We start from the raw sequence: 19,475 nt of genomic DNA, 5'->3' as shown, positions 1-19,475 counted from the left end.
ATCAGATGACAATCTAGCTGAATTTTGTTACACTAGAAAGGCTGAAAAGCGCACAAGACTGTATTTCTTGAAAGCGAGGAACTTATGACGGATTATCCAATCAAATACCGTTTAATCAAAAAAGAAAAGCACACAGGTGCTCGTTTGGGTGAGATTATCACGCCACATGGAACGTTTCCGACACCCATGTTTATGCCAGTAGGAACGCAGGCTACGGTTAAAACGCAGTCCCCTGAAGAACTCAAAGAGATGGGTTCGGGCATCATCTTGTCAAATACCTATCATCTCTGGCTTCGTCCAGGTGATGAACTCATTGCTAAGGCTGGTGGCTTGCACAAATTCATGAACTGGGACCAGGCAATCCTGACAGATTCAGGTGGTTTCCAGGTTTATTCATTGGCAGATAGTCGCAATATCACTGAAGAAGGGGTGACCTTTAAAAATCACCTCAATGGGTCCAAGATGTTCTTGTCACCTGAGAAGGCTATCTCCATTCAAAATAATCTCGGTTCGGACATCATGATGAGCTTTGATGAATGTCCGCAATTTTACCAACCATATGACTACGTCAAAAAATCAATCGAACGTACCAGCCGTTGGGCTGAGCGTGGTCTCAAAGCTCACCGCCGTCCACATGACCAAGGATTATTTGGGATTGTGCAGGGTGCTGGTTTTGAAGACCTGCGTCGCCAGTCAGCGCAAGATTTAGTTGGTATGGATTTTCCGGGTTATTCTATTGGTGGCTTGGCAGTGGGAGAAACGCATGATGAGATGAATGCTGTGCTTGATTTCACAACGCCACTCTTGCCAGAGAATAAACCGCGTTACCTCATGGGGGTTGGAGCACCAGATAGCTTGATTGATGGCGTTATCCGTGGTGTTGATATGTTTGACTGCGTGCTTCCGACACGAATTGCTCGCAACGGGACTTGTATGACGTCACATGGCCGTTTGGTGGTCAAAAATGCTCAGTTTGCAGAAGATTTTACACCGCTCGACCACAACTGTGATTGCTACACATGTAAAAATTACACGCGTGCCTACCTCCGTCACTTGCTTAAGGCCGACGAAACCTTTGGTATCCGTTTGACTTCTTACCACAATCTTTATTTCCTTGTGAATCTCATGAAAAATGTTCGTCAGGCTATCATGGATGACAATCTCTTGGAATTCCGCCAAGACTTTATGGAACGGTATGGTTATGGTAAAAATGGCCGTAATTTCTAAATAGAAAGCTAGAGAGAGTGGGATAAAAATCGTGATTTCGTAGAAATCGATTTTGTCGTCCCACCTCCGCACAGTTGACTAGCTTCAAAGGTTCGGGGAACTTTTGAAGGTTGGAGATAGGGCTAACAAAGTTAGCCTCAAATATTCGAAATTGCTGCGTAGCAAGGAATGAGAGCATTCAGTCAACCCCTGCGTCAAACTGCTAAAATTATAAAAAATCAAGAGCCCAGGATTGAGTCCTAGGTTCTTTTCTTTCACCTTCTATCTATCTTAAACATGCAATCTGACGGGATTTTTGTTATAATGTTTTAATTAAATAAAGGAAGCAAAAACATGAAGAAAATTCTAATTGTAGATGATGAGAAGCCCATCTCAGATATTATCAAATTTAATATGACGCGTGAAGGCTACGAAGTGGTGACGGCTTTTGATGGCCGTGAGGCCTTGGAAATGTTTGAAGCAGAAATTCCTGATATTGTCATTCTGGATCTCATGTTGCCAGAAATCGACGGTCTGGAAGTGGCGCGAAACATTCGTAAGACCAGTAATGTGCCCATTATCATGCTCTCTGCAAAAGACAGCGAGTTTGATAAGGTTATCGGCTTAGAAATTGGTGCAGATGACTACGTGACCAAGCCATTCTCAAATCGTGAATTACAAGCGCGTGTCAAGGCGCTTTTGCGTCGTAGTGAGTTGACGGAAACGCAAGTCATTGAGACAGAAGCTGGTGGTCAGACGGAGTTGGTGATTGGCGATTTGACAATTTTACCAGATGCTTTTGTGGCTAAAAAGCATGGTAAGGAGTTGGAATTGACTCACCGCGAGTTTGAGCTTTTGCACCATTTGGCCAATCATCTCGGTCAAGTCATGACACGGGAGCATTTATTGGAAACCGTGTGGGGCTATGACTATTTTGGGGATGTGCGTACGGTTGACGTGACCGTTCGTCGTTTGCGTGAAAAAATTGAGGACACGCCAAGTCGTCCCGAATACATCTTGACCCGTCGTGGTGTCGGATATTATATTAAAGCTAATGATCAATAAATTACGTTATCTAATGACGACTCCAGAATTTTGGTTTATCGTCATTTTAGTTGGTTTCGTGGTGGCTCTTGTTTTCATGATTATCGAAAATCACCGCGACAACAAACACATTAAAATCTTGAACCAAAAGGTCAAGGAATTGATTGCGGGGGATTATTCGGATATTTTAGATATGCGTGGAAGCCCAGAAATCACTGACATGACCAACTCTCTCAATGACTTGTCCGAAGTGATTCGCCTGACGCATGATAATCTGGAGCAGGAAAAAACACGTCTGTCCTCCATCTTGTCCTACATGAGTGACGGTGTGATGGCGACCGACCGGATGGGGCGGATTATTATGATCAATGATATGGCTCAAAAACAGTTAGGGCTAACTAAGAAATCAGCCTATCAGACAGATTTGCTGGATATTTTGGATTTGGAAGAGCAGTACAGCTTTCGAGACTTGTTAGCGCAGACACCAGAGGTCTTGGTCAATCATGCCAATGAACATGGAGAATATTTGGCGCTTCGGGCTAATTTTGCGACCATCCGGAGTGAAAGTGGCTTAATTTCAGGTTTGGTGGTTGTCTTGCACGATATGACAGAGCAAGCCAAGGAAGAACGCGAACGCAGGCTTTTTGTATCCAATGTCAGTCACGAATTGCGAACCCCCTTGACTTCGGTTAAGTCCTACTTGGAAGCACTGGATGAGGGCGCGCTCAATGATACGGTGGCACCGAGCTTTGTCAAGGTTTCGCTGGATGAAACCAACCGAATGATGCGGATGATTTCGGACTTGCTCAGTCTCTCTCGGATTGACAATGCCGTGACCCACATGGACTTTGAGTTGACCAATTTCACAGCCTTTGCGACCTTTATCCTCAATCGATTTGACCAGATGAAAAGTCAAGATACCAAAAAGGAATACAACATTGTTCGCGATTACCAAATTACCCCTATCTGGATTGAAATTGATACAGACAAGATGACTCAAGTTTTGGATAATATCTTAAACAATGCCATCAAGTATTCACCAGATGGTGGGAAGATTACCTTCAGTATGAAGACGACTGATAGCCAGTTGATTGTTTCGATTTCTGATGAAGGATTAGGGATTCCAAAAGCCGATTTGCCTAAGATTTTTGACCGATTTTATCGTGTGGACAAGGCACGCTCCCGTACGCAAGGTGGTACTGGTCTGGGACTTGCCATCGCTAAGGAAATTGTCAAACAGCATAAGGGCTTTATTTGGGCTAAGAGCGAGTATGGATACGGTTCAACATTTACCATCGTTTTGCCATACAATAAGGACGTAACCTTTGATGAATGGGACGATGGGACAGATACAGAGGAAGAATAGGAGACTATGAGCGAAGTAGGTTTTCAATACAGTATTTTAGCCTCAGGATCAAGTGGAAATTCCTTCTACTTAGAAACTGAGAAGAAGAAAATTTTAGTGGACGCAGGCTTGTCTGGTAAGAAGATTACCAGTCTCTTGGCAGAAATTGACCGCAAACCCGATGACTTAGATGCCATTTTAGTAACCCACGAACACAGTGACCACATCCATGGAATCGGTGTTTTAGCGCGGAAATACGGTATGGACATTTATGCCAATCAAGAAACCTGGGACGCTATGGATAGCAAACTGGGTAAGATTGACACAGCCCAGAAACATATTTTTGAGCTGGGTGTGACCAAGACCTTCGGTGACTTGGATATTGAGTCGTTCGGTGTTAGCCACGATGCGGCTTGCCCACAATTCTATCGATTTATGAAAGACGACAAGAGTTTTGTTATGTTGACCGATACAGGCTATGTGTCGGACCGTATGGCGGGGATTGTTGCCAATGCCGATGGCTACTTGATTGAGTCCAATCATGATATCGAAATTCTGCGGGCGGGTTCTTATTCCTGGAATCTCAAGCAACGGATTTTATCAGATAAGGGTCACCTTTGCAATGAAGATGGTGCAGATGCCATGATTCGTACCTTGGGCAATCGAACCAAGAAAATCTATCTCGGCCACCTTTCCAAGGAAAACAACATCAAAGAATTGGCCCACATGACCATGGTCAATCAGCTAGCTCAGGCGGATTTGGGGGTCGGAGTTGACTTTCAAGTCTACGATACCTCGCCAGATACAGCAACCAAGCTGACACGGATTTAGGAGACTATATGCGCATTGTGTATCTTGTAGTAGGAAGTTTGGCGCTGCTTTTAGGAGTTATCGGAGTGCTGCTTCCAGTTCTACCGACGACGCCCTTTCTGTTGCTAGCGGTATTTTGCTATGCCCGCTCGTCGGAGGCCTTTGAAAAATGGCTGCGCTCTTCAAAATTGTATCAGCTCTATGTGGCAGACTATGCCGAGACAAGGACTATTCCCAAAGCTAGAAAGAAACGAATTGCTTGTCAAATCCTTCTCTTGATGGGAATTTCTATCTTTTTCGCACCAATTATCTGGGTCAAGGTTGGACTAGTTGGGTTACTAATTTTCATTCTTTATTACTTGTTTTACGTGATTCCAGACCGGGAGGAATAAATGAAGTTAATCTTGTGGGGGGACAGTCTCTTTGCCCGTCATGAAGGACAAGACATTCCTCATATCAATCATAGCCTATTGGTGCTTAGAACGGATTTGCAGATAGAGAATCGAGCCGTTTCAGGTGACAATAGCTACGACCTTCTGAAATGGCTAGAGGAAGCAGAAGACTGGTCGGCAGCTAGAGTTTTTGTCTTGATTGGTGCCAATGACTTGGCCATGCATAAGCAGATCTTTCTGGGAGAATACCTTGAAAATTTGAGAAAAATCGCTGGGCTCTTAAAAGACAGGGTCGAGGCAGATAAGATTTGTTTTCTCTCACCGCCACCTGTTGATGAAGAATTACAAGCCTATCGGACCAATCGATTGGTGGACTATTACACGGAAATCGTGGAACAAGTTGCCAAGGAAGAGGGAATTGATTTCCTTTCAACTAGAGCTGTTTTTGAGAAAAGTGGCCTGCCTGTGAAGCAAATTTTACGTGGGCAGATGAATGACGGATTGCATTTTGGCTCAAGCGGTTATGCTTTGCTAGCACAGGCCATGCTTGAATGCATAGAAAAATGAGAGTGGGACAGAAGTTCCGCTCTCATTTCTTTTGTTTGTGTTCTTTAATTTCTCGAAAGGATGCCAAGATTTGGTAGACTAGGATGAAGAAGGTCAGTCCTAGTAGAAGTTGATTTGGTAAGCCTGTGAGGAAGTGCAGCCGACTATTAGCAAGGCAAATGAGTACGATAGCCAGACTAGTGAGCGTTAGGATAGACTTTTTCATGCAGGTCTCCTAGCGCATGGTGACAAATTCTTCTGAACCAGTCGGGTGGATGGCAACTGTTGCATCAAAATCAGCCTTAGTCGCTCCCATTTTAATGGCCACAGCAAAGCCTTGGATCATTTCATCGACGCCGTAGCCGATACCATGAAGGCCGACAACTTTTTCTTCAGGGCCAACTGTTACTAGTTTCAAGCGTGTGACTTGGCGGTGCTCGTCCATGGCAGTGTACATAGAAGTAAAGTTCGAGGTGTAGCAGGTAACAGCCTCCGAACCATAAGTATTTTTGGCTTCTTCTTCGCTTAAGCCAACTGTTCCAATAGCAGGGTGTGAAAAGACAACAGTTGGAACAGTTTCATAATCCATCTTAGCCGTCTCTTGGCCGTTGAAGAGGCGCTCAGCAAGAATGCGGCCGGCCTTGATAGCAATAGGGGTTAATTCTTTTTCTCCGGTTACATCACCGAGGGCGTAGATGCCTGGTGTTACTGTATTTTGATAGCTATCGACAGCAATGTAACCACGTTCTGTCAAGGTCACACCGGCAGCTTCAAGATTGAGATTTTCTACATTTGGTCTGCGGCCGATGGCCCAAAGGACTTGGTCAGCAATATGATGAGTTCCATCTTCAAAATGAAGCGCAAGCTGGCCATTTTCTAACTTTTCAATCTTACTTGGTGTTTTGTGGGTGTGCAGTTGTAGACCAGTCTTGTCCATTTCATCAACCAGCGCATCGATAATATAGGCATCGAAATTACGCAGTGGTCGGTCCTTACGGACAAATAAATCCGTTTTGACACCCAGATGATGTAGAACACCTGCCATCTCAACAGCGATGTAACCAGCCCCAACAACGGCTACAGACTGGGGTAATTCTTCCCAAGCAAAGACGTTATCAGATACGATTCCCAACTCTTTACCAGGGATGTCTGGAATACTTGGACGAGCTCCTGTTGCGATGACGATATGCTTGGCCGTCAGTTTTTCCCCATTGACCTCAATGGTATGCGGATCGATAAAATGCGCATAGCCTGAGATATGTTCGACTCCGTTACGAGCCCAGTTGTTGGCATAGCCATTGCGGGAGCGGCTGACGTAGCCTTCGCGATTTTGACGTAATTTTCCAAAGTCGAATTGGATATTTTCTGTTGAAAATCCATATTCGCTAGCGTAGGTGTGGAGGGTTTCAGCCACTTGTGCACCGTACCACATAATTTTCTTCGGAACACATCCTAGGTTGACGCAGGTGCCACCGACTTGTCCGCCTTCAACAACAGCGACTTTTGCACCATGCATGGCAGCACGATTGACAAAACCAGAACCACCAGAACCGCCACCAATGGCAATAACATCAAATTCTCTCATAGGTTTCTCTCCTCAATTCATATGTATATGTTCATTCTAGCTTTTTTAAACCATTTTTGCAAAAATCCGCTACGAGGGCTTACAAAAGTGTAAGAAACTGTAAGTTAAGGCACTGGCAAGTATGAAAGGAGAGGTGTAGTATAAAATCATGTAAAAGCCTTGCATTATTTTTTGTTTAGGTGTATCATAACAGTAACACAAAAACATCATCATAAAAAATGATGAATTCGTTTATTAAAGGAGAGATTTTATGTTAAAGTCTAAAAAAGCAAAGATTGCTTTGTTTTCTGGATTGGGAGTTGTAGCAGTGGCACTAGTTGGGGGAGCCCTGTTATTTGGTGGTAAGTCTTCAACGACGGATGCCAAAGAAGGAGCAGATGCCTTGCATTACCGAGTAGCAAAAGAAGGGTCGATCGCCTCATCTACCTTGCTCGCAGGTACAGTATCAGCAGCAGAAGAGCAATATGTCTACTATGATGCGACAAAAGGCGACATTACTTCTGTCAATGTAAAACAAGGGGATCAAGTGACCGCAGGTCAATCCTTGGTACAATACGATACGACAGAATTACAAGCAAATTATGATACAGCTGTCCGAGCTCGTGACAAGGTTGGCCGTCAAATTTATGACCTACGTACCAATGGGCAAACGGTTCAAACAACAGGTGATGACGCGACAGACAATGCAGCAGTTCATTCAGCACAGCGTTCAGTTGATATGCAGTTGCAAGACCTAAACGACAGCTATGCAGATGCTCAGGCGGCCCTAGATAAGGCCTCAGCTGCTTTAAATGAAGCAACAGTGAAAAGTACCGTTTCAGGTACAGTTGTCGAAGTTAATCACTCTGTTTCAAAATCAAATACCAGCACGAACCAAACAATTGTCCATATTGTTAACCAAGGTAGCCTCCAAGTAGCAGGGAGCTTGTCTGAGTATGACTTAGCCAATATCAAAGTGGACCAAGAGGTGAAAATTTCATCTAAAGTTTACCCAGACCAATCATGGACTGGAAAAATCAACTATATTTCCAACTACCCAAGCCAAGAGACAGCTGGACAAACAGGTGGTACATCAGGTAGCGGCTCTAAGTATCCATTCAAAGCGACTATCACCAGTGAAGTTGGTCCATTGAAACAAGGTTTTTCAGTCAATGTTGAGGTGGTCAACAGTGCCAAACGTATCTTGATTCCTGTGGCTGCGATTGTCAACGAGAATGGGAAAAACTTTGCTTGGACACTTGTAGATGGAAAAGCGAAAAAAGTAGAAGTTCAAGTTGGAAATTCAGATGCGACAAACCAAGAAGTTATTTCTGGTTTGAAGGCAGGCGATAAGGTCATCTCTAATCCAAATGGCAGTCTAAAAGAGGGTGAAAAGGTGGATGCAGATGAAGAAAAAGCTAATTAAATTAAGTCATATCAATAAAGGATATAAGAACGGCGACCAAGAGTTGCAAGTGTTAAAGGACATCAGTTTAGAAGTCGAAGAAGGTGAATTTGTTGCTATTATGGGGCCATCTGGTTCTGGTAAATCGACTCTGATGAACATCATTGGTCTTTTGGACCGTTCGAGTTCAGGAGAGTACTATCTTGAAGAAACGGAAGTCAGCCAATTATCTGAGAAGAAATTAGCTCAGGTCCGCAACGACCAGATTGGTTTTGTTTTCCAACAATTCTTCCTTCTATCTAAGCTTAACGCCTTGCAAAATGTCGAGCTTCCGCTCATTTATGCAGGTGTTCCAGCTGGAAAGCGCAAGGAACTATCCAAACAATTTCTTGAAAAAGTGGAGCTCGGAGAGCGCATGCATCATTTGCCATCAGAATTGTCTGGTGGACAAAAACAGCGTGTTGCGATTGCGCGTGCCCTTGTCAACAGTCCTGCGATTATACTAGCTGATGAACCAACAGGAGCCTTGGATACCAAGACTGGGGATCAGATTATGTCGCTGTTGACGGAGCTAAATCGTGAAGGCAAGACTATTATCATGGTAACCCATGAGCCTGAAATTGCTGAGTACGCTACCCGTAAAATCGTCCTTCGAGATGGTGTCATTACAGAAGATAGTCGTAAGGAGGTGTTCTAATGGAAAATTGGAAATTTGCCTTAAAATCCATTTTAGCCCACAAGATGCGCTCTCTTCTGACCATGTTGGGGATTATTATCGGGGTGACGGCTGTTGTGGTGATTGTTGCATTGGGAAATGGAATGAGCAGCAGTATCGCTAAGGCCTTGTCGGGTGACCAGCAAAACGTCAATATTTATTTTTCGAATAGTAAAACAGACAAGACCACAGACGGCTTAATGACTTCTTGGACAGAGGAACAAACGACCGAGGAAGCAGAGCCGGTACTGCAAGATTCGACATTAAAAGGTCTGTTGACCGTTGATGGTGTGGAAAATTATTACACGCAAAATGGAACTCAGGCAGAAGTCGCTTTTGGAAGTAAGAAGGTCGATAGTGTCAATATCACCGGTGTTAGCCAACAGTACTTTACTGTTAAAAAATATGATGTACTAGCAGGCCGAAAATTCACGCCGAATGACTATACTAAATTTGCCCGCATTATCATGCTGGATAAGAATTTGGCCAAGGACTTATTTGGCAGTTCAGGAGCAGCCTTGAACCAAACGGTTAGTGTGAAGGGACATGCCTATCTTGTTGTCGGTGTTTACAAAGATCCAAATGCTGGTACGGCTATGTACGGCATGGCCTCTGGTGGGAATGCTGTGATGGCCAATACTCAGTTAGCAGCCGAAGAAGGAATTCCAGAAAATCAACAAATTTATGTCCATGTTAAGAACGTTTCTCGGGCATCAGAGGTCGGTACAGCAGCAGCTGCTTATCTGACCAAGGCAACTGGATTACGTGAAGCCAAGTATGACATTTTTGATATGTCAGCTATGTTGAGCGAATTTAATCAACAAATGGCTGGAGTCACACTCTTCATCGGAGCTGTCGCAGGGATTTCCCTCCTTGTAGGTGGTATCGGTGTCATGAACATCATGTTGGTATCTGTTACAGAGCGGACGCGTGAAATCGGTCTTCGGAAGGCACTTGGAGCAACGCGGAACAATATCTTGGTTCAATTTTTGATTGAAGCTATGGTGCTGACTAGCTTGGGTGGTCTTATCGGACTTGGATTGGCGCAAGTGATTGTATTTGCTGTAAATGCCAGTCATGTCATGGGAAGCAATATCACGGCTGTTGTTTCAGCTCCAGTTATGCTTGGAAGTATTCTCTTTTCAGCCGCTGTCGGTGTGGTCTTTGGCGTATTGCCAGCCAATAAAGCATCGAAATTGGACCCAATCGAAGCCCTTCGCTATGAATAATTTCTAGGGAGGTTTTGATATGAAAAAGAAATTCATCCTTCTAGGAGCGCTCTTGACTTGTTTTCTCGTCACAGCATGTAGTATTTCTAAAACAAAATCTCCCAAAGTGCAGCCTGTCGAATCTATCACGGTTTTTGATGCAGATGGCAATAAGTTATTTAAACGGACTGAAAAAGAGATTCTGGATCGATTTTCAGACTATGCCAGTGATACAGAAGTAGACGGCAGTGATTTGTTGGAAAAAATGCCAGCAGATGCGGTCGTAGCCTATCGTTATGTCTATAAAACAGACCCTGGTCGCGAATTAGTGATGCGCTCGTATGTCAATAAGGATATTTTGTTTGTCGAAGGCTTGCCTATAGTTGGAGACGTCCGGATTAAATTAGAAAAAGAAAGTGCCGATTGGTTTAGAAATCCGCAAAATTGGTAAATAACAAGAAGTTAGGAGAATCATCCTAGCTTCTTTTTTGTGATAGGAAAAGACTAATGGCCGCATAAAAAACAAGTATTAGTCGGCATTCTCTTCTTTTGATACAATAAAAGGAAAAGGAGAAAGATATGGCAGATTTACTAGAGATTTATCATTCACTACAAGACAAGAAATGGATTGATTTGACCCATTCCCTTAACGCGGATATTCCACGCTTTCCAGCGCTCCCTGCCTTGGAAAAGAAGGATATTTTCACTCTGGCAGATGGTTTTCATGTGCAGCAATTTTCAGTTGTGACGCAATTAGGAACCCACATTGATGCGCCCATTCACTTTGTAGAGGGTGGTCGTTGGTTGGACGAGTTTGCTCTTAAAGATTTCCTTCTGCCAATTTTTGTGATTGACAAGAGCCAGGCAGTCGCAGACAATCCAGATTATCGTTTGACAAAAGAGGATGTGTTGGAGTTTGAAGACCAATATGGGCAAATTCCAGCTGGGAGTTTTGTGGCTTTCCGCAGTGATTGGCATAAACGCTGGCCGAGTCAAGATGCCATGCGCAATTTGGATGAGGCTGGTGTCCAACATAGTTCGGGTTGGTCTCATGAGGCGCTGGAGTTTTTGATTGAGGAGCGACAAGTAAAAGCTATCGGGCATGAAACTTTAGACACGGATGCAGGTGTCGAAGCGGCGGAAAATGGCGGTGCACTGCACCAAGAGTACTATGTTTTGTCTAAAGATATTTTTCAATTGGAAGTTTTGGCAAATCTGGACCAACTGCCAGCAACCGGAGCCTTGATTTCCATCGCATTTCCACATTGGGAACAAGCAACGGGTTCGCCAGTCCGAGCAGTGGCAATCTTGCCAGAATAACGTTTGGAGTTACGAAATCAGAATAGGCTGTCTTTGCAGTCTTGTTTTTTATGAGCAGATTTCTTTACATTGTCACTAATTAAAGATAAAATAAAGTCACAAACCTAAAGGAGCAGGATATGAAGATTGAACTTGGCATTTCAACATTTGGTGAAACGACGCAGCTGGAAGGGACAGACCAGACCTTTTCACACGCAGAACGCATTCGGCAGTTAGTGGCAGAGATTGAGCTGGCAGATAAAGTTGGTTTGGACCTGTATGCGATTGGAGAGCATCATCGCGAGGATTTTGCGGTCTCAGCGCCCGAGATTGTTTTGGCGGCTGGTGCGGTCAATACCAAGCATATTCGCCTGTCTAGCGCGGTAACCATCCTGTCATCCATTGACCCGGTTCGAGTTTACCAGCAGTATGCGACTATTGATGCCTTGTCAAATGGCAGAGCAGAAATCATGGCAGGTCGTGGTTCCTTTATCGAGTCCTTCCCTTTGTTCGGCTATGATTTGGCGGATTATGAAGAACTCTTCAATGAAAAACTAGACATGTTACTGGCTATTCGTCAAGATACCAATCTTACATGGCATGGGAAATTGGCCCAATCCGTTGATAATCGTCCAGTTTACCCACGTGCAGTCCAAGAAGATTTCCCGATTTGGGTCGCGACAGGTGGCAATCCCGAATCAACCATTCGCATCGCTGAAAAAGGCTTGCCCATTGCCTATGCGACGATTGGTGGCAATCCCAAGCATTTTGCCCGCCTAGTTCGTATGTACAAGGAAATTGGCGCTTTAAATGGGTATTCACCCGAACAGCTCAAGGTTGCTGCCCACTCATGGGGCTGGATTGAAGCTGATAACCAGGCTGCCATTGACCATTATTTCTACCCAACCAAGCAGACGGTGGACAATATCGCTAGAGGACGTGCCCATTGGTCTGAAATGACCAAGGACCAGTATCTAGCCTCTGTAGGTCCAGACGGAGCTATGATGGTCGGTGATCCTAAAGCTGTCGCTGCAAAAATTATCCAACACATAGAGACTCTCCAACTCGACCGCTTCATGCTCCACCTCCCACTCGGCTCAATGCCACACAAAGCAATCCTAGAAGCCATCCGACTTTACGGAGAAGAAGTCGCCCCAATCGTGAAAGCTCACTTTGAAGGAAAGTAAATTAGAATAGAAAAGTAAAAAACAAGCCATTTCGGCTTGTTTTTTTTGAGGTTTGGGGAAGAATAGCAGGATAGATTCGTATTTTATAAAGAGTACAAAAAAGCACCGAATCGGTGCCCACTTTTATAAAGTTGAATACGGACTGGATTAAAAAATCACTGCCTTATTTTAACTCGCTGTGTTGTTTCGAATAGTTCCAACAAATGTATTATAACTCATTCGTTTATTAGAATCAAGTTTTATTTTAACTAAATTAAAAAGAAAAACTATAAATTAAATTTATAAAAAGAATGATTTTATTAGTACTTTTTTATAAAAAAGTAGCAAAAACCTATTTCAAAACGCTTCTATATGAGGTATACTAATGTTGTCTATATTTTAGAGTTAAATTTTACATAAAAGGAGAAAAATATGAAGAAACCATATTCTATCGGCCTTGATATTGGCACTAATAGTGTTGGATACTGCGCGATTGATGATGATTACCAAGTCATCACTAAAAAAATGCGCGTAATGGGAAATACAAGTCGTCAGTATGCGAAAAAGTCAATTCTAGGAGCCTTACTATTTTCAGAAGGAAATACTGCAGAAGATAGAAGATTGAATCGTACGACAAGACGTCGATATAACCGGCGTCGCCAGCGTTTACTTTACTTGCAAGAAATTTTTCAAGAGGAAATGAGTCAAGTAGATGAGAACTTTTTTCACCGTTTAGATGAAAGTTTTCTTCAACAGGAGGATAAGTCGTTTTCTAGATATACGATTTTTGGAACGTTGGAGGAAGAAAAGGAATATTATGATAAATATCCAACCATTTATCATCTTCGTCGTGATTTGGCTGATAAAGGTGAGAAGGGTGACTTGCGTCTGATTTATTTGGCGTTAGCTCATATCTTAAAATCCAGAGGTCATTTTTTACAAGACGGAGATATTGACCTTGATAATATTGGTGTTCAAGAGAAATTTCAAGAGTTTTTAGGAGCATATAATTCCGTTTTTGGTCAGGAAATCAAAGTAAATAGTCATGAAGTCGAAGATATATTAACAGGTCTTACAAGTAAATCATGTAAAATAGAGGCGATTCTTGATTTAATTCCAACAGAAAGTTCAACAGGAATATTGGCACAATTTTTGAAACTTATTGTAGGAAATCAAGGAGACTTTAAAAAAGTCTATGATTTAGAAGATAAAGTACCACTGAGTTTTTCAAAAGAAACTTACGAAGAAGACTTAGATAAATTACTTTTACTTATCAATGATGAGGCACAACGAGTTCTTTTTGATCTTGCCAAATCCGTTTATGATGCCGTGCTACTGTCGGGTATTTTAACTGTTAAAGACAAGTCAACTAAGGCTCCGTTATCATCATCAATGGTACAAAGGTATGACGACCACCAACAAGATCTCAAAAATTTGAAACTATTTTTCAAGAATTATTTATCAAATGAGTATTATTCTATGTTCAAAGACAAATCTGTTAAGGGGTATGCTGGTTACATAGAGGGACTTTATAAAAAAGATAAAAGCGGAAAATTTATTGCAACCTCAAAACCTGTCTCACAAGAAGAATTTTATAAATATACTCGAAGTGTTATTGGGAATATTCCGGAAGCTAAAGTATTTTTAGATAAAATAGACAAGGAAGTCTTTTTGTTAAAACAACGTAGTTTTGAAAATGGTACTATTCCCCATCAAGTTCATTTGAAAGAATTACGCGCGATTATTAAGCGACAAGGGCAGTTCTATCCGTTCTTATTGGATAATTTGGCCAAAATCGAAAGTATTTTAACATTCCGTATCCCTTATTATGTAGGTCCTTTGGCGCGTGGAAATAGTGATTTTGCTTGGATTGAGCGTAAATCAGACGACAAAATCAGACCTTGGAATTTTGGACAATTAGTTGATTTAAGTGCATCGGCTACGGCCTTCATTGAGCGTATGACCATTAATGATACTTATCTTCCTGAAAAGAAAGTGTTACCAAAACGTAGTTTGATTTATCAAGAATTTACGATTTTTAATGAACTGACGAAAGTACGTTATACAGCCGAGGGGATGTCCAGTTATGAGTTTCTAACAGGAAGTCAAAAAGGGAATATTTTTAACTCTCTTTTTAAAGAAAAACGTTCAGTATCAGCCAAGGATATAAAAAATTATTTAATTAAAGAAAATGGTTATGTAGGGGTAGAATTAGAAGGAATTGAGGAAAAATTTAATGCCAATTATTCTACCTACCATGATTTGAAGAAAGTTCTAGAAGAATTTTTGGATGATGAAACTAATCGAGAGATTATCGAAGATATTATCCACACGTTAACTATTTTTGAAGATCGGAAAATGATTGAGCAAAAATTGGTCGGATACAGTAATCTATTAACTGAAAAGCAGATTTCAGAATTAGCTCGTAAGAAATATACTGGCTGGGGACGTTTTTCACGTGATTTGATTGATGGAATTAAAGATAGGCAGTCAGGGAAAACTATTTTAGATTTTCTAAAGGATGATGGTTTTAGCAACAGAAATTTTATGCAGCTGATCAATGATGATAGTCTAGATTTTAAAGATATTATCAAAAAATCTCAGGTCATTAAAGATAGTTCAACTAATCGAGCTATCGTAAAGGATATTCCAGGAAGTCCGAAGATAAAAAAAGGTATTTTACAAAGTTTGGATATCGTAGATGAGATTGTCAAAGTAATGGGATATAAACCAAAACAGATTGTTGTTGAAATGGCTCGTGAAAATCAAGATTCTCAATACGGACGTGATCAATCACGTCAACGTTTGAAGAAGATTGGCGATGGTCTAGAACAGTTATCAAGTGATTTGTTAATAGAAAAACCTATCAAAGATAATAAGCTTCTTCAAAAGGAAAAACTTTTCCTCTACTACCTCCAAGATGGAAAAGATATGTATACTGGGAAACCATTAGATAGCAATCCAGAGAGTCTCGCTACTTATGACATTGATCATATTGTCCCACAAAGTTTTTTGAAAGACAATTCAATTGATAATAAGGTTCTGACTAGAGCAAAAGAAAACAGGAAAAAACTAGACGATGTCCCATCGCAAGAAGTTGTCGATAAACAGTATGCTTGGTGGCTTCAGCTAAAAAAAGCTGGTCTTATTAGTGAGCGAAAATTTTCTTATCTAACTAAGGGGGAATTAACAGAGCAAGATAAGGCAGGATTTATCAATCGTCAATTGGTAGAGACGCGTCAGATTACAAAGCATGTTGCTCATATTTTGGATGAAAAATTCAATGTAACTAAACAAGGTGAGCATACTCGAGATGTGGAAATTGTCACATTGAAGTCTGTTTTTGCTAATCGTTTTAGAAATGAGTTTAAATTACGAAAAATTCGTGGTCTGAATGATTTTCATCATGCCCACGATGCCTATTTGAATGCTGTTGTGGCTAAGGCGGTTCTAACTGTCTATCCTAAGCTGAAAAAAGAGCTTGTTTATGGCGATTATTATCATGAGAGTATTTTTGATAAAAAGCGTTTGTCAGCAACAGAACGTCTTTATATGTACAATAATATTTTGAAGTTTTTCACGAAGGACTATAAAGTTTCTGATGAAACTGGTGAAATTCTTTGGAAGAAAGAAGATGTTGTCAAAGTTGTAGAAGATGTCCTTTACCATAAACCCGTGACTATTGTTCGGAAAACGGAAACGAATCACGGTGCTTTATTTAAGTCGTCTAATAAGGCGGTTGGCTATAATAATAATTTGATTCCTCGAAAAACAAAAGAAATATACCTAGATGTCACCAAGTACGGCGGATTCATTGAACCAAGTGAAGCTTATACAGTAGCTATATTGACTTGTGGAACAAAGGGTAAGTTGAAGAATAAACCGCAATGGTTATTACGAGGCATTTCGCAACTTGAACAAAAAGATTTTGAAAAAAATCAAAAGGCTTTCCTTGAGGAAAATGGCTATTCCAATTTCAAAAAAGTACTCAAATTACCGAAATACAGCTTGTTTGAGTTTGAAAATGGTCGTAGACGATATTTGGCTTCTTCGGGAGAACTACAAAAAGGCAATCAAGTAACACTTCCAAAGCATTTAGTAGAATTCCTTTATCAATTACAAGATTATGGAGATGTGGTGAATGATCGGGCGAAAGACTATGCTATTGAAGAACATATGGGTGATTTTGAAGAATTGCTAAGTATTTTTGATAAATATAACACAGAGTATATCAAAGCAGACAGTAATTTTTCAAAAATTAAATCGCTATTTGAAGAAAGTGAAGAACGAGACCCCGCTAAACTTTCGGAATCGTTTATCAATTTGTTGAATTTCACGCAAATGCGAGCTTCTAGTGATTTTACATTTTTGGGAACAAATATTGGTAGAAAACGTTATAGTTCTCCTAATGAAATTTTATCCGCTACGCTCATCCACCAATCTATCACCGGTCTCTACGAAACACGTATTGATTTAAGTAAATTAGGAGAGGAATTATGGGATGGCGAACAGTAGTTGTTAATACACATTCAAAATTGTCCTATAAGAATAATCACTTGATATTTAAAGATGCCTTTCAGACAGAGATGATTCATCTGTCTGAAGTGGACATCTTGTTGTTGGAAACTACAGATATTGTATTGTCAACCATGTTGATTAAAAGACTTGTTGACGAGAATATTCTGGTTATTTTTTGTGATGATAAACGTTTGCCGACGGCAATGTTGAGTCCATTTTATGGGCGTCATGACTCTAGTTTGCAGTTATCTCGTCAAATTTCCTGGGAGGATGATTTAAAAGCAACAGTTTGGACAGAAATTATTGCGCAAAAAATTTTGAATCAGAGTTTCTTTTTAGCTGAACATCATTTTTATGAAAAATCGCAATCAATAATGGATCTGTATCATGGCTTAGAGACATTTGATCCAAGTAATCGCGAAGGTCATTCAGCGCGGATTTACTTTAATACTTTGTTTGGCAATGATTTTTCCAGAGAGCAGGACAATATCATCAATGCAGGATTGGACTATGGTTATACGTTGTTGTTAAGCATGTTTGCGCGTGAATTGGTGGTTTGTGGTTGTATGACGCAATTTGGTTTGAAACATTCAAATCAATTCAATCAATTTAATTTTGCTAGTGATATTATGGAGCCGTTTCGTCCGATTATTGATAAGATTGTGTATGCTAATCGCAAAGCAAATTTTATTAAAATCAAGCGGGAATTATTATCTATATTTTCTGAAACGTATCTTTACAACGATAAAGAAATGTATCTTTCTAATATTGTCAGTGATTATACAAAGAAGGTAGTCAAGGCACTTAATAATGAAGGGAAGGGAGTTCCTGAGTTTAGGATATGAGCTATCGATATATGCGAATGATTTTAATGTTTGATATGCCAACTGATACGGCAGATGAACGTAAAGCTTATCGTAAATTCCGTAAATTTTTGCTGAGTGAAGGTTTTATTATGCATCAATTTTCAATTTACAGTAAATTATTATTGAACAACTCAGCCAATAAAGCCATGGTGGACCGTCTGCAGGAAAACAATCCTAAAAAAGGAAGTATTACCCTACTGACGGTTACTGAAAAGCAATTTGCCAGAATGGTGTACTTGCATGGGGATCACAACACTAGTATTGCAAATTCAGATAGTCGTTTGGTATTTTTGGGAGAGGCTTACGATGAAGATTAATTTTTCTATTTTGGATGAGCCTATAGAGCTAAATTCTGGGACGATTCTTGCTATAGAAGATGTAACAGTATTTTCATATTTAGTAAGACAGTTATACAATTATTCTGAGGATGGTGAACTTAAGCTATTTGATAAGAAGCTACATTCACTTAAAGAATCAGAATTAATGATTGTTACGGATATTCTAGGTTATGACGTTAATGCACCAACGATATTGAAATTGATTCATGCTGATTTAGAAGATCAATTAAATGAGAAGCCAGAAGTGAAATCAATGGTTGAGAAATTAGCCGCAACTATCACTGAATTGATTGCATTTGAGTGTTTGGAAAATGAGCTGGATTTAGAATATGATGAAATTACGATCTTAGAGTTAATCAAAGCTCTGGGTGTCAAGATTGAAACGCAGAGCGACACTATTTTTGAGAAGTGTTTAGAAATTATTCAAGTCTATTATTATTTGAGCAAAAAGCGACTGTTAATTTTTGTAAATGCGGGTGCATATTTGACCGAAGATGAAATGGAGAAATTATTGGAATATAGTTGCTTAACGAGTCAAACTGTTTTGTTTTTAGAGCCAAGAAAACTCTATGATTTTCCACAATATATTTTGGACGAAGATTTCTTTTTAAACACCGAAAATATGGTATAATAGAGTTAGAAAACACAGCAATATCAAGGAACATTCGATACTGAAGTCTGGCTGAGACGAGTAGCGCGATTACGAAATCTTGTGAGAAAAAATGGTCCACGAGGTTTTAGAGCTGTGTTGTTTCGAATGGTTCCAAAACTTGTCAAAGAAGCTGTTAAATTAGTTGTTGGTTTTAGAGCTGTGTTGTTTCGAATGGTTCCAAAACGACGTTAAAATGCCGAGAACACTTTTCTATGTTTTAGAGCTGTGTTGTTTCGAATGGTTCCAAAACTTACTCTTGGGATTATGCTCTACATTCGGAGTTTTAGAGCTGTGTTGTTTCGAATGGTTCCAAAACTCGATATTTTTATCTTTTAATACAAAGTCATAGGAGTTTGTATTATTCAAACCAAAAAAGCTTTGTAACTTCTTAGAGAATTTCT

General features: G+C 40.6%; 18 protein-coding genes. 16 read left to right on the top strand and 2 right to left on the bottom strand.

Annotated elements, in window-relative coordinates:
* Positions 1-84 precede the first annotated feature (84 nt).
* The 6 genes from tgt to ABID27_RS03465 all read left to right on the top strand — a co-directional run bounded on the left by tgt (position 85) and on the right by ABID27_RS03465 (position 5,364).
* Positions 85-1,227, top strand: coding sequence for a tRNA guanosine(34) transglycosylase Tgt (gene tgt, locus ABID27_RS03490; protein ID WP_354280277.1), 1,143 nt, complete (start codon positions 85-87; stop codon positions 1,225-1,227).
* Positions 1,228-1,560: 333 nt separating this feature from the next.
* Positions 1,561-2,271, top strand: coding sequence for a response regulator YycF (gene yycF, locus ABID27_RS03485; protein ID WP_354280275.1), 711 nt, complete (start codon positions 1,561-1,563; stop codon positions 2,269-2,271).
* Positions 2,261-3,616, top strand: coding sequence for a cell wall metabolism sensor histidine kinase VicK (vicK, locus tag ABID27_RS03480; protein ID WP_253363626.1), 1,356 nt, complete (start codon positions 2,261-2,263; stop codon positions 3,614-3,616). The genes yycF and vicK overlap by 11 nt, the downstream gene beginning before the upstream one ends.
* 6 nt (positions 3,617-3,622) lie before the next feature.
* Complete coding sequence (locus ABID27_RS03475; protein WP_253363628.1) at positions 3,623-4,426, top strand: MBL fold metallo-hydrolase; 804 nt, start codon at positions 3,623-3,625, stop codon at positions 4,424-4,426.
* Positions 4,427-4,434: 8 nt separating this feature from the next.
* Positions 4,435-4,797 carry a YbaN family protein gene (locus ABID27_RS03470; RefSeq protein WP_253363630.1) on the top strand — a complete coding sequence of 121 codons (363 nt, stop codon included), beginning with the start codon at positions 4,435-4,437 and terminating at the stop codon, positions 4,795-4,797.
* The gene (locus ABID27_RS03465) at positions 4,798-5,364 is read left to right on the top strand and encodes a GDSL-type esterase/lipase family protein (RefSeq protein WP_354280272.1); all 567 of its coding nucleotides are present in this window, start codon (positions 4,798-4,800) and stop codon (positions 5,362-5,364) included.
* Between the two features lie 22 nt (positions 5,365-5,386).
* Here the strand turns inward: ABID27_RS03465 and ABID27_RS03460 are convergent, their stop codons facing one another.
* The gene (locus ABID27_RS03460) at positions 5,387-5,569 is read right to left on the bottom strand and encodes a hypothetical protein (protein ID WP_354280270.1); all 183 of its coding nucleotides are present in this window, start codon (positions 5,567-5,569) and stop codon (positions 5,387-5,389) included.
* A 9-nt stretch (positions 5,570-5,578) separates the two neighbouring features.
* Positions 5,579-6,928, bottom strand: coding sequence for a glutathione-disulfide reductase (gene gorA / locus ABID27_RS03455; protein WP_354280268.1), 1,350 nt, complete (start codon positions 6,926-6,928; stop codon positions 5,579-5,581).
* A 250-nt stretch (positions 6,929-7,178) separates the two neighbouring features.
* Here gorA and ABID27_RS03450 point away from each other — a divergent pair, with 250 nt between their 5' ends.
* The 10 genes from ABID27_RS03450 (at position 7,179) to csn2 (ending at position 19,053) form a co-directional block, all read left to right on the top strand.
* Positions 7,179-8,333 (top strand): efflux RND transporter periplasmic adaptor subunit, encoded by a 1,155-nt coding sequence (locus tag ABID27_RS03450; protein ID WP_354280266.1) that lies wholly within the window; start codon positions 7,179-7,181, stop codon positions 8,331-8,333.
* A complete protein-coding gene (locus ABID27_RS03445) occupies positions 8,314-9,009 on the top strand; it encodes an ABC transporter ATP-binding protein (RefSeq protein ID WP_354280264.1) in 696 nt (231 codons plus the stop codon). Before ABID27_RS03450 ends, ABID27_RS03445 begins: the two co-directional genes overlap by 20 nt.
* Positions 9,009-10,256 carry an ABC transporter permease gene (locus ABID27_RS03440; RefSeq protein WP_354280262.1) on the top strand — a complete coding sequence of 416 codons (1,248 nt, stop codon included), beginning with the start codon at positions 9,009-9,011 and terminating at the stop codon, positions 10,254-10,256. Before ABID27_RS03445 ends, ABID27_RS03440 begins: the two co-directional genes overlap by 1 nt.
* A gap of 19 nt (positions 10,257-10,275) precedes the next feature.
* Complete coding sequence (locus ABID27_RS03435; RefSeq protein WP_354280260.1) at positions 10,276-10,686, top strand: hypothetical protein; 411 nt, start codon at positions 10,276-10,278, stop codon at positions 10,684-10,686.
* A 128-nt stretch (positions 10,687-10,814) separates the two neighbouring features.
* On the top strand, positions 10,815-11,555 hold the full coding sequence (locus ABID27_RS03430; protein ID WP_354280258.1) for a cyclase family protein: 741 nt from the start codon (positions 10,815-10,817) through the stop codon (positions 11,553-11,555).
* Between the two features lie 119 nt (positions 11,556-11,674).
* A complete protein-coding gene (locus ABID27_RS03425; protein ID WP_354280256.1) occupies positions 11,675-12,721 on the top strand; it encodes an LLM class flavin-dependent oxidoreductase in 1,047 nt (348 codons plus the stop codon).
* 411 nt (positions 12,722-13,132) lie between these two features.
* Positions 13,133-17,215: a type II CRISPR RNA-guided endonuclease Cas9 gene (gene cas9 / locus ABID27_RS03420; RefSeq protein ID WP_354280254.1), complete on the top strand. Its 4,083-nt coding sequence runs from the start codon at positions 13,133-13,135 to the stop codon at positions 17,213-17,215.
* A complete protein-coding gene (gene cas1 / locus ABID27_RS03415; protein WP_253363671.1) occupies positions 17,197-18,063 on the top strand; it encodes a type II CRISPR-associated endonuclease Cas1 in 867 nt (288 codons plus the stop codon). The genes cas9 and cas1 overlap by 19 nt, the downstream gene beginning before the upstream one ends.
* Positions 18,060-18,401, top strand: a complete 342-nt coding sequence (cas2, locus tag ABID27_RS03410) for a CRISPR-associated endonuclease Cas2 (RefSeq protein WP_253363674.1) — start codon at positions 18,060-18,062, stop codon at positions 18,399-18,401. The genes cas1 and cas2 overlap by 4 nt, the downstream gene beginning before the upstream one ends.
* The gene (csn2, locus tag ABID27_RS03405; protein WP_253363676.1) at positions 18,391-19,053 is read left to right on the top strand and encodes a type II-A CRISPR-associated protein Csn2; all 663 of its coding nucleotides are present in this window, start codon (positions 18,391-18,393) and stop codon (positions 19,051-19,053) included. Before cas2 ends, csn2 begins: the two co-directional genes overlap by 11 nt.
* The last annotated feature ends 422 nt before the right edge of the window (positions 19,054-19,475 follow it).

Origin of the sequence: Streptococcus gallinaceus (assembly GCF_040545695.1) — a bacterium.
Taxonomy (GTDB): Bacteria; Bacillota; Bacilli; order Lactobacillales; family Streptococcaceae; genus Streptococcus; species Streptococcus gallinaceus.
This window is presented reverse-complemented; position numbering and strand designations above follow the sequence as displayed.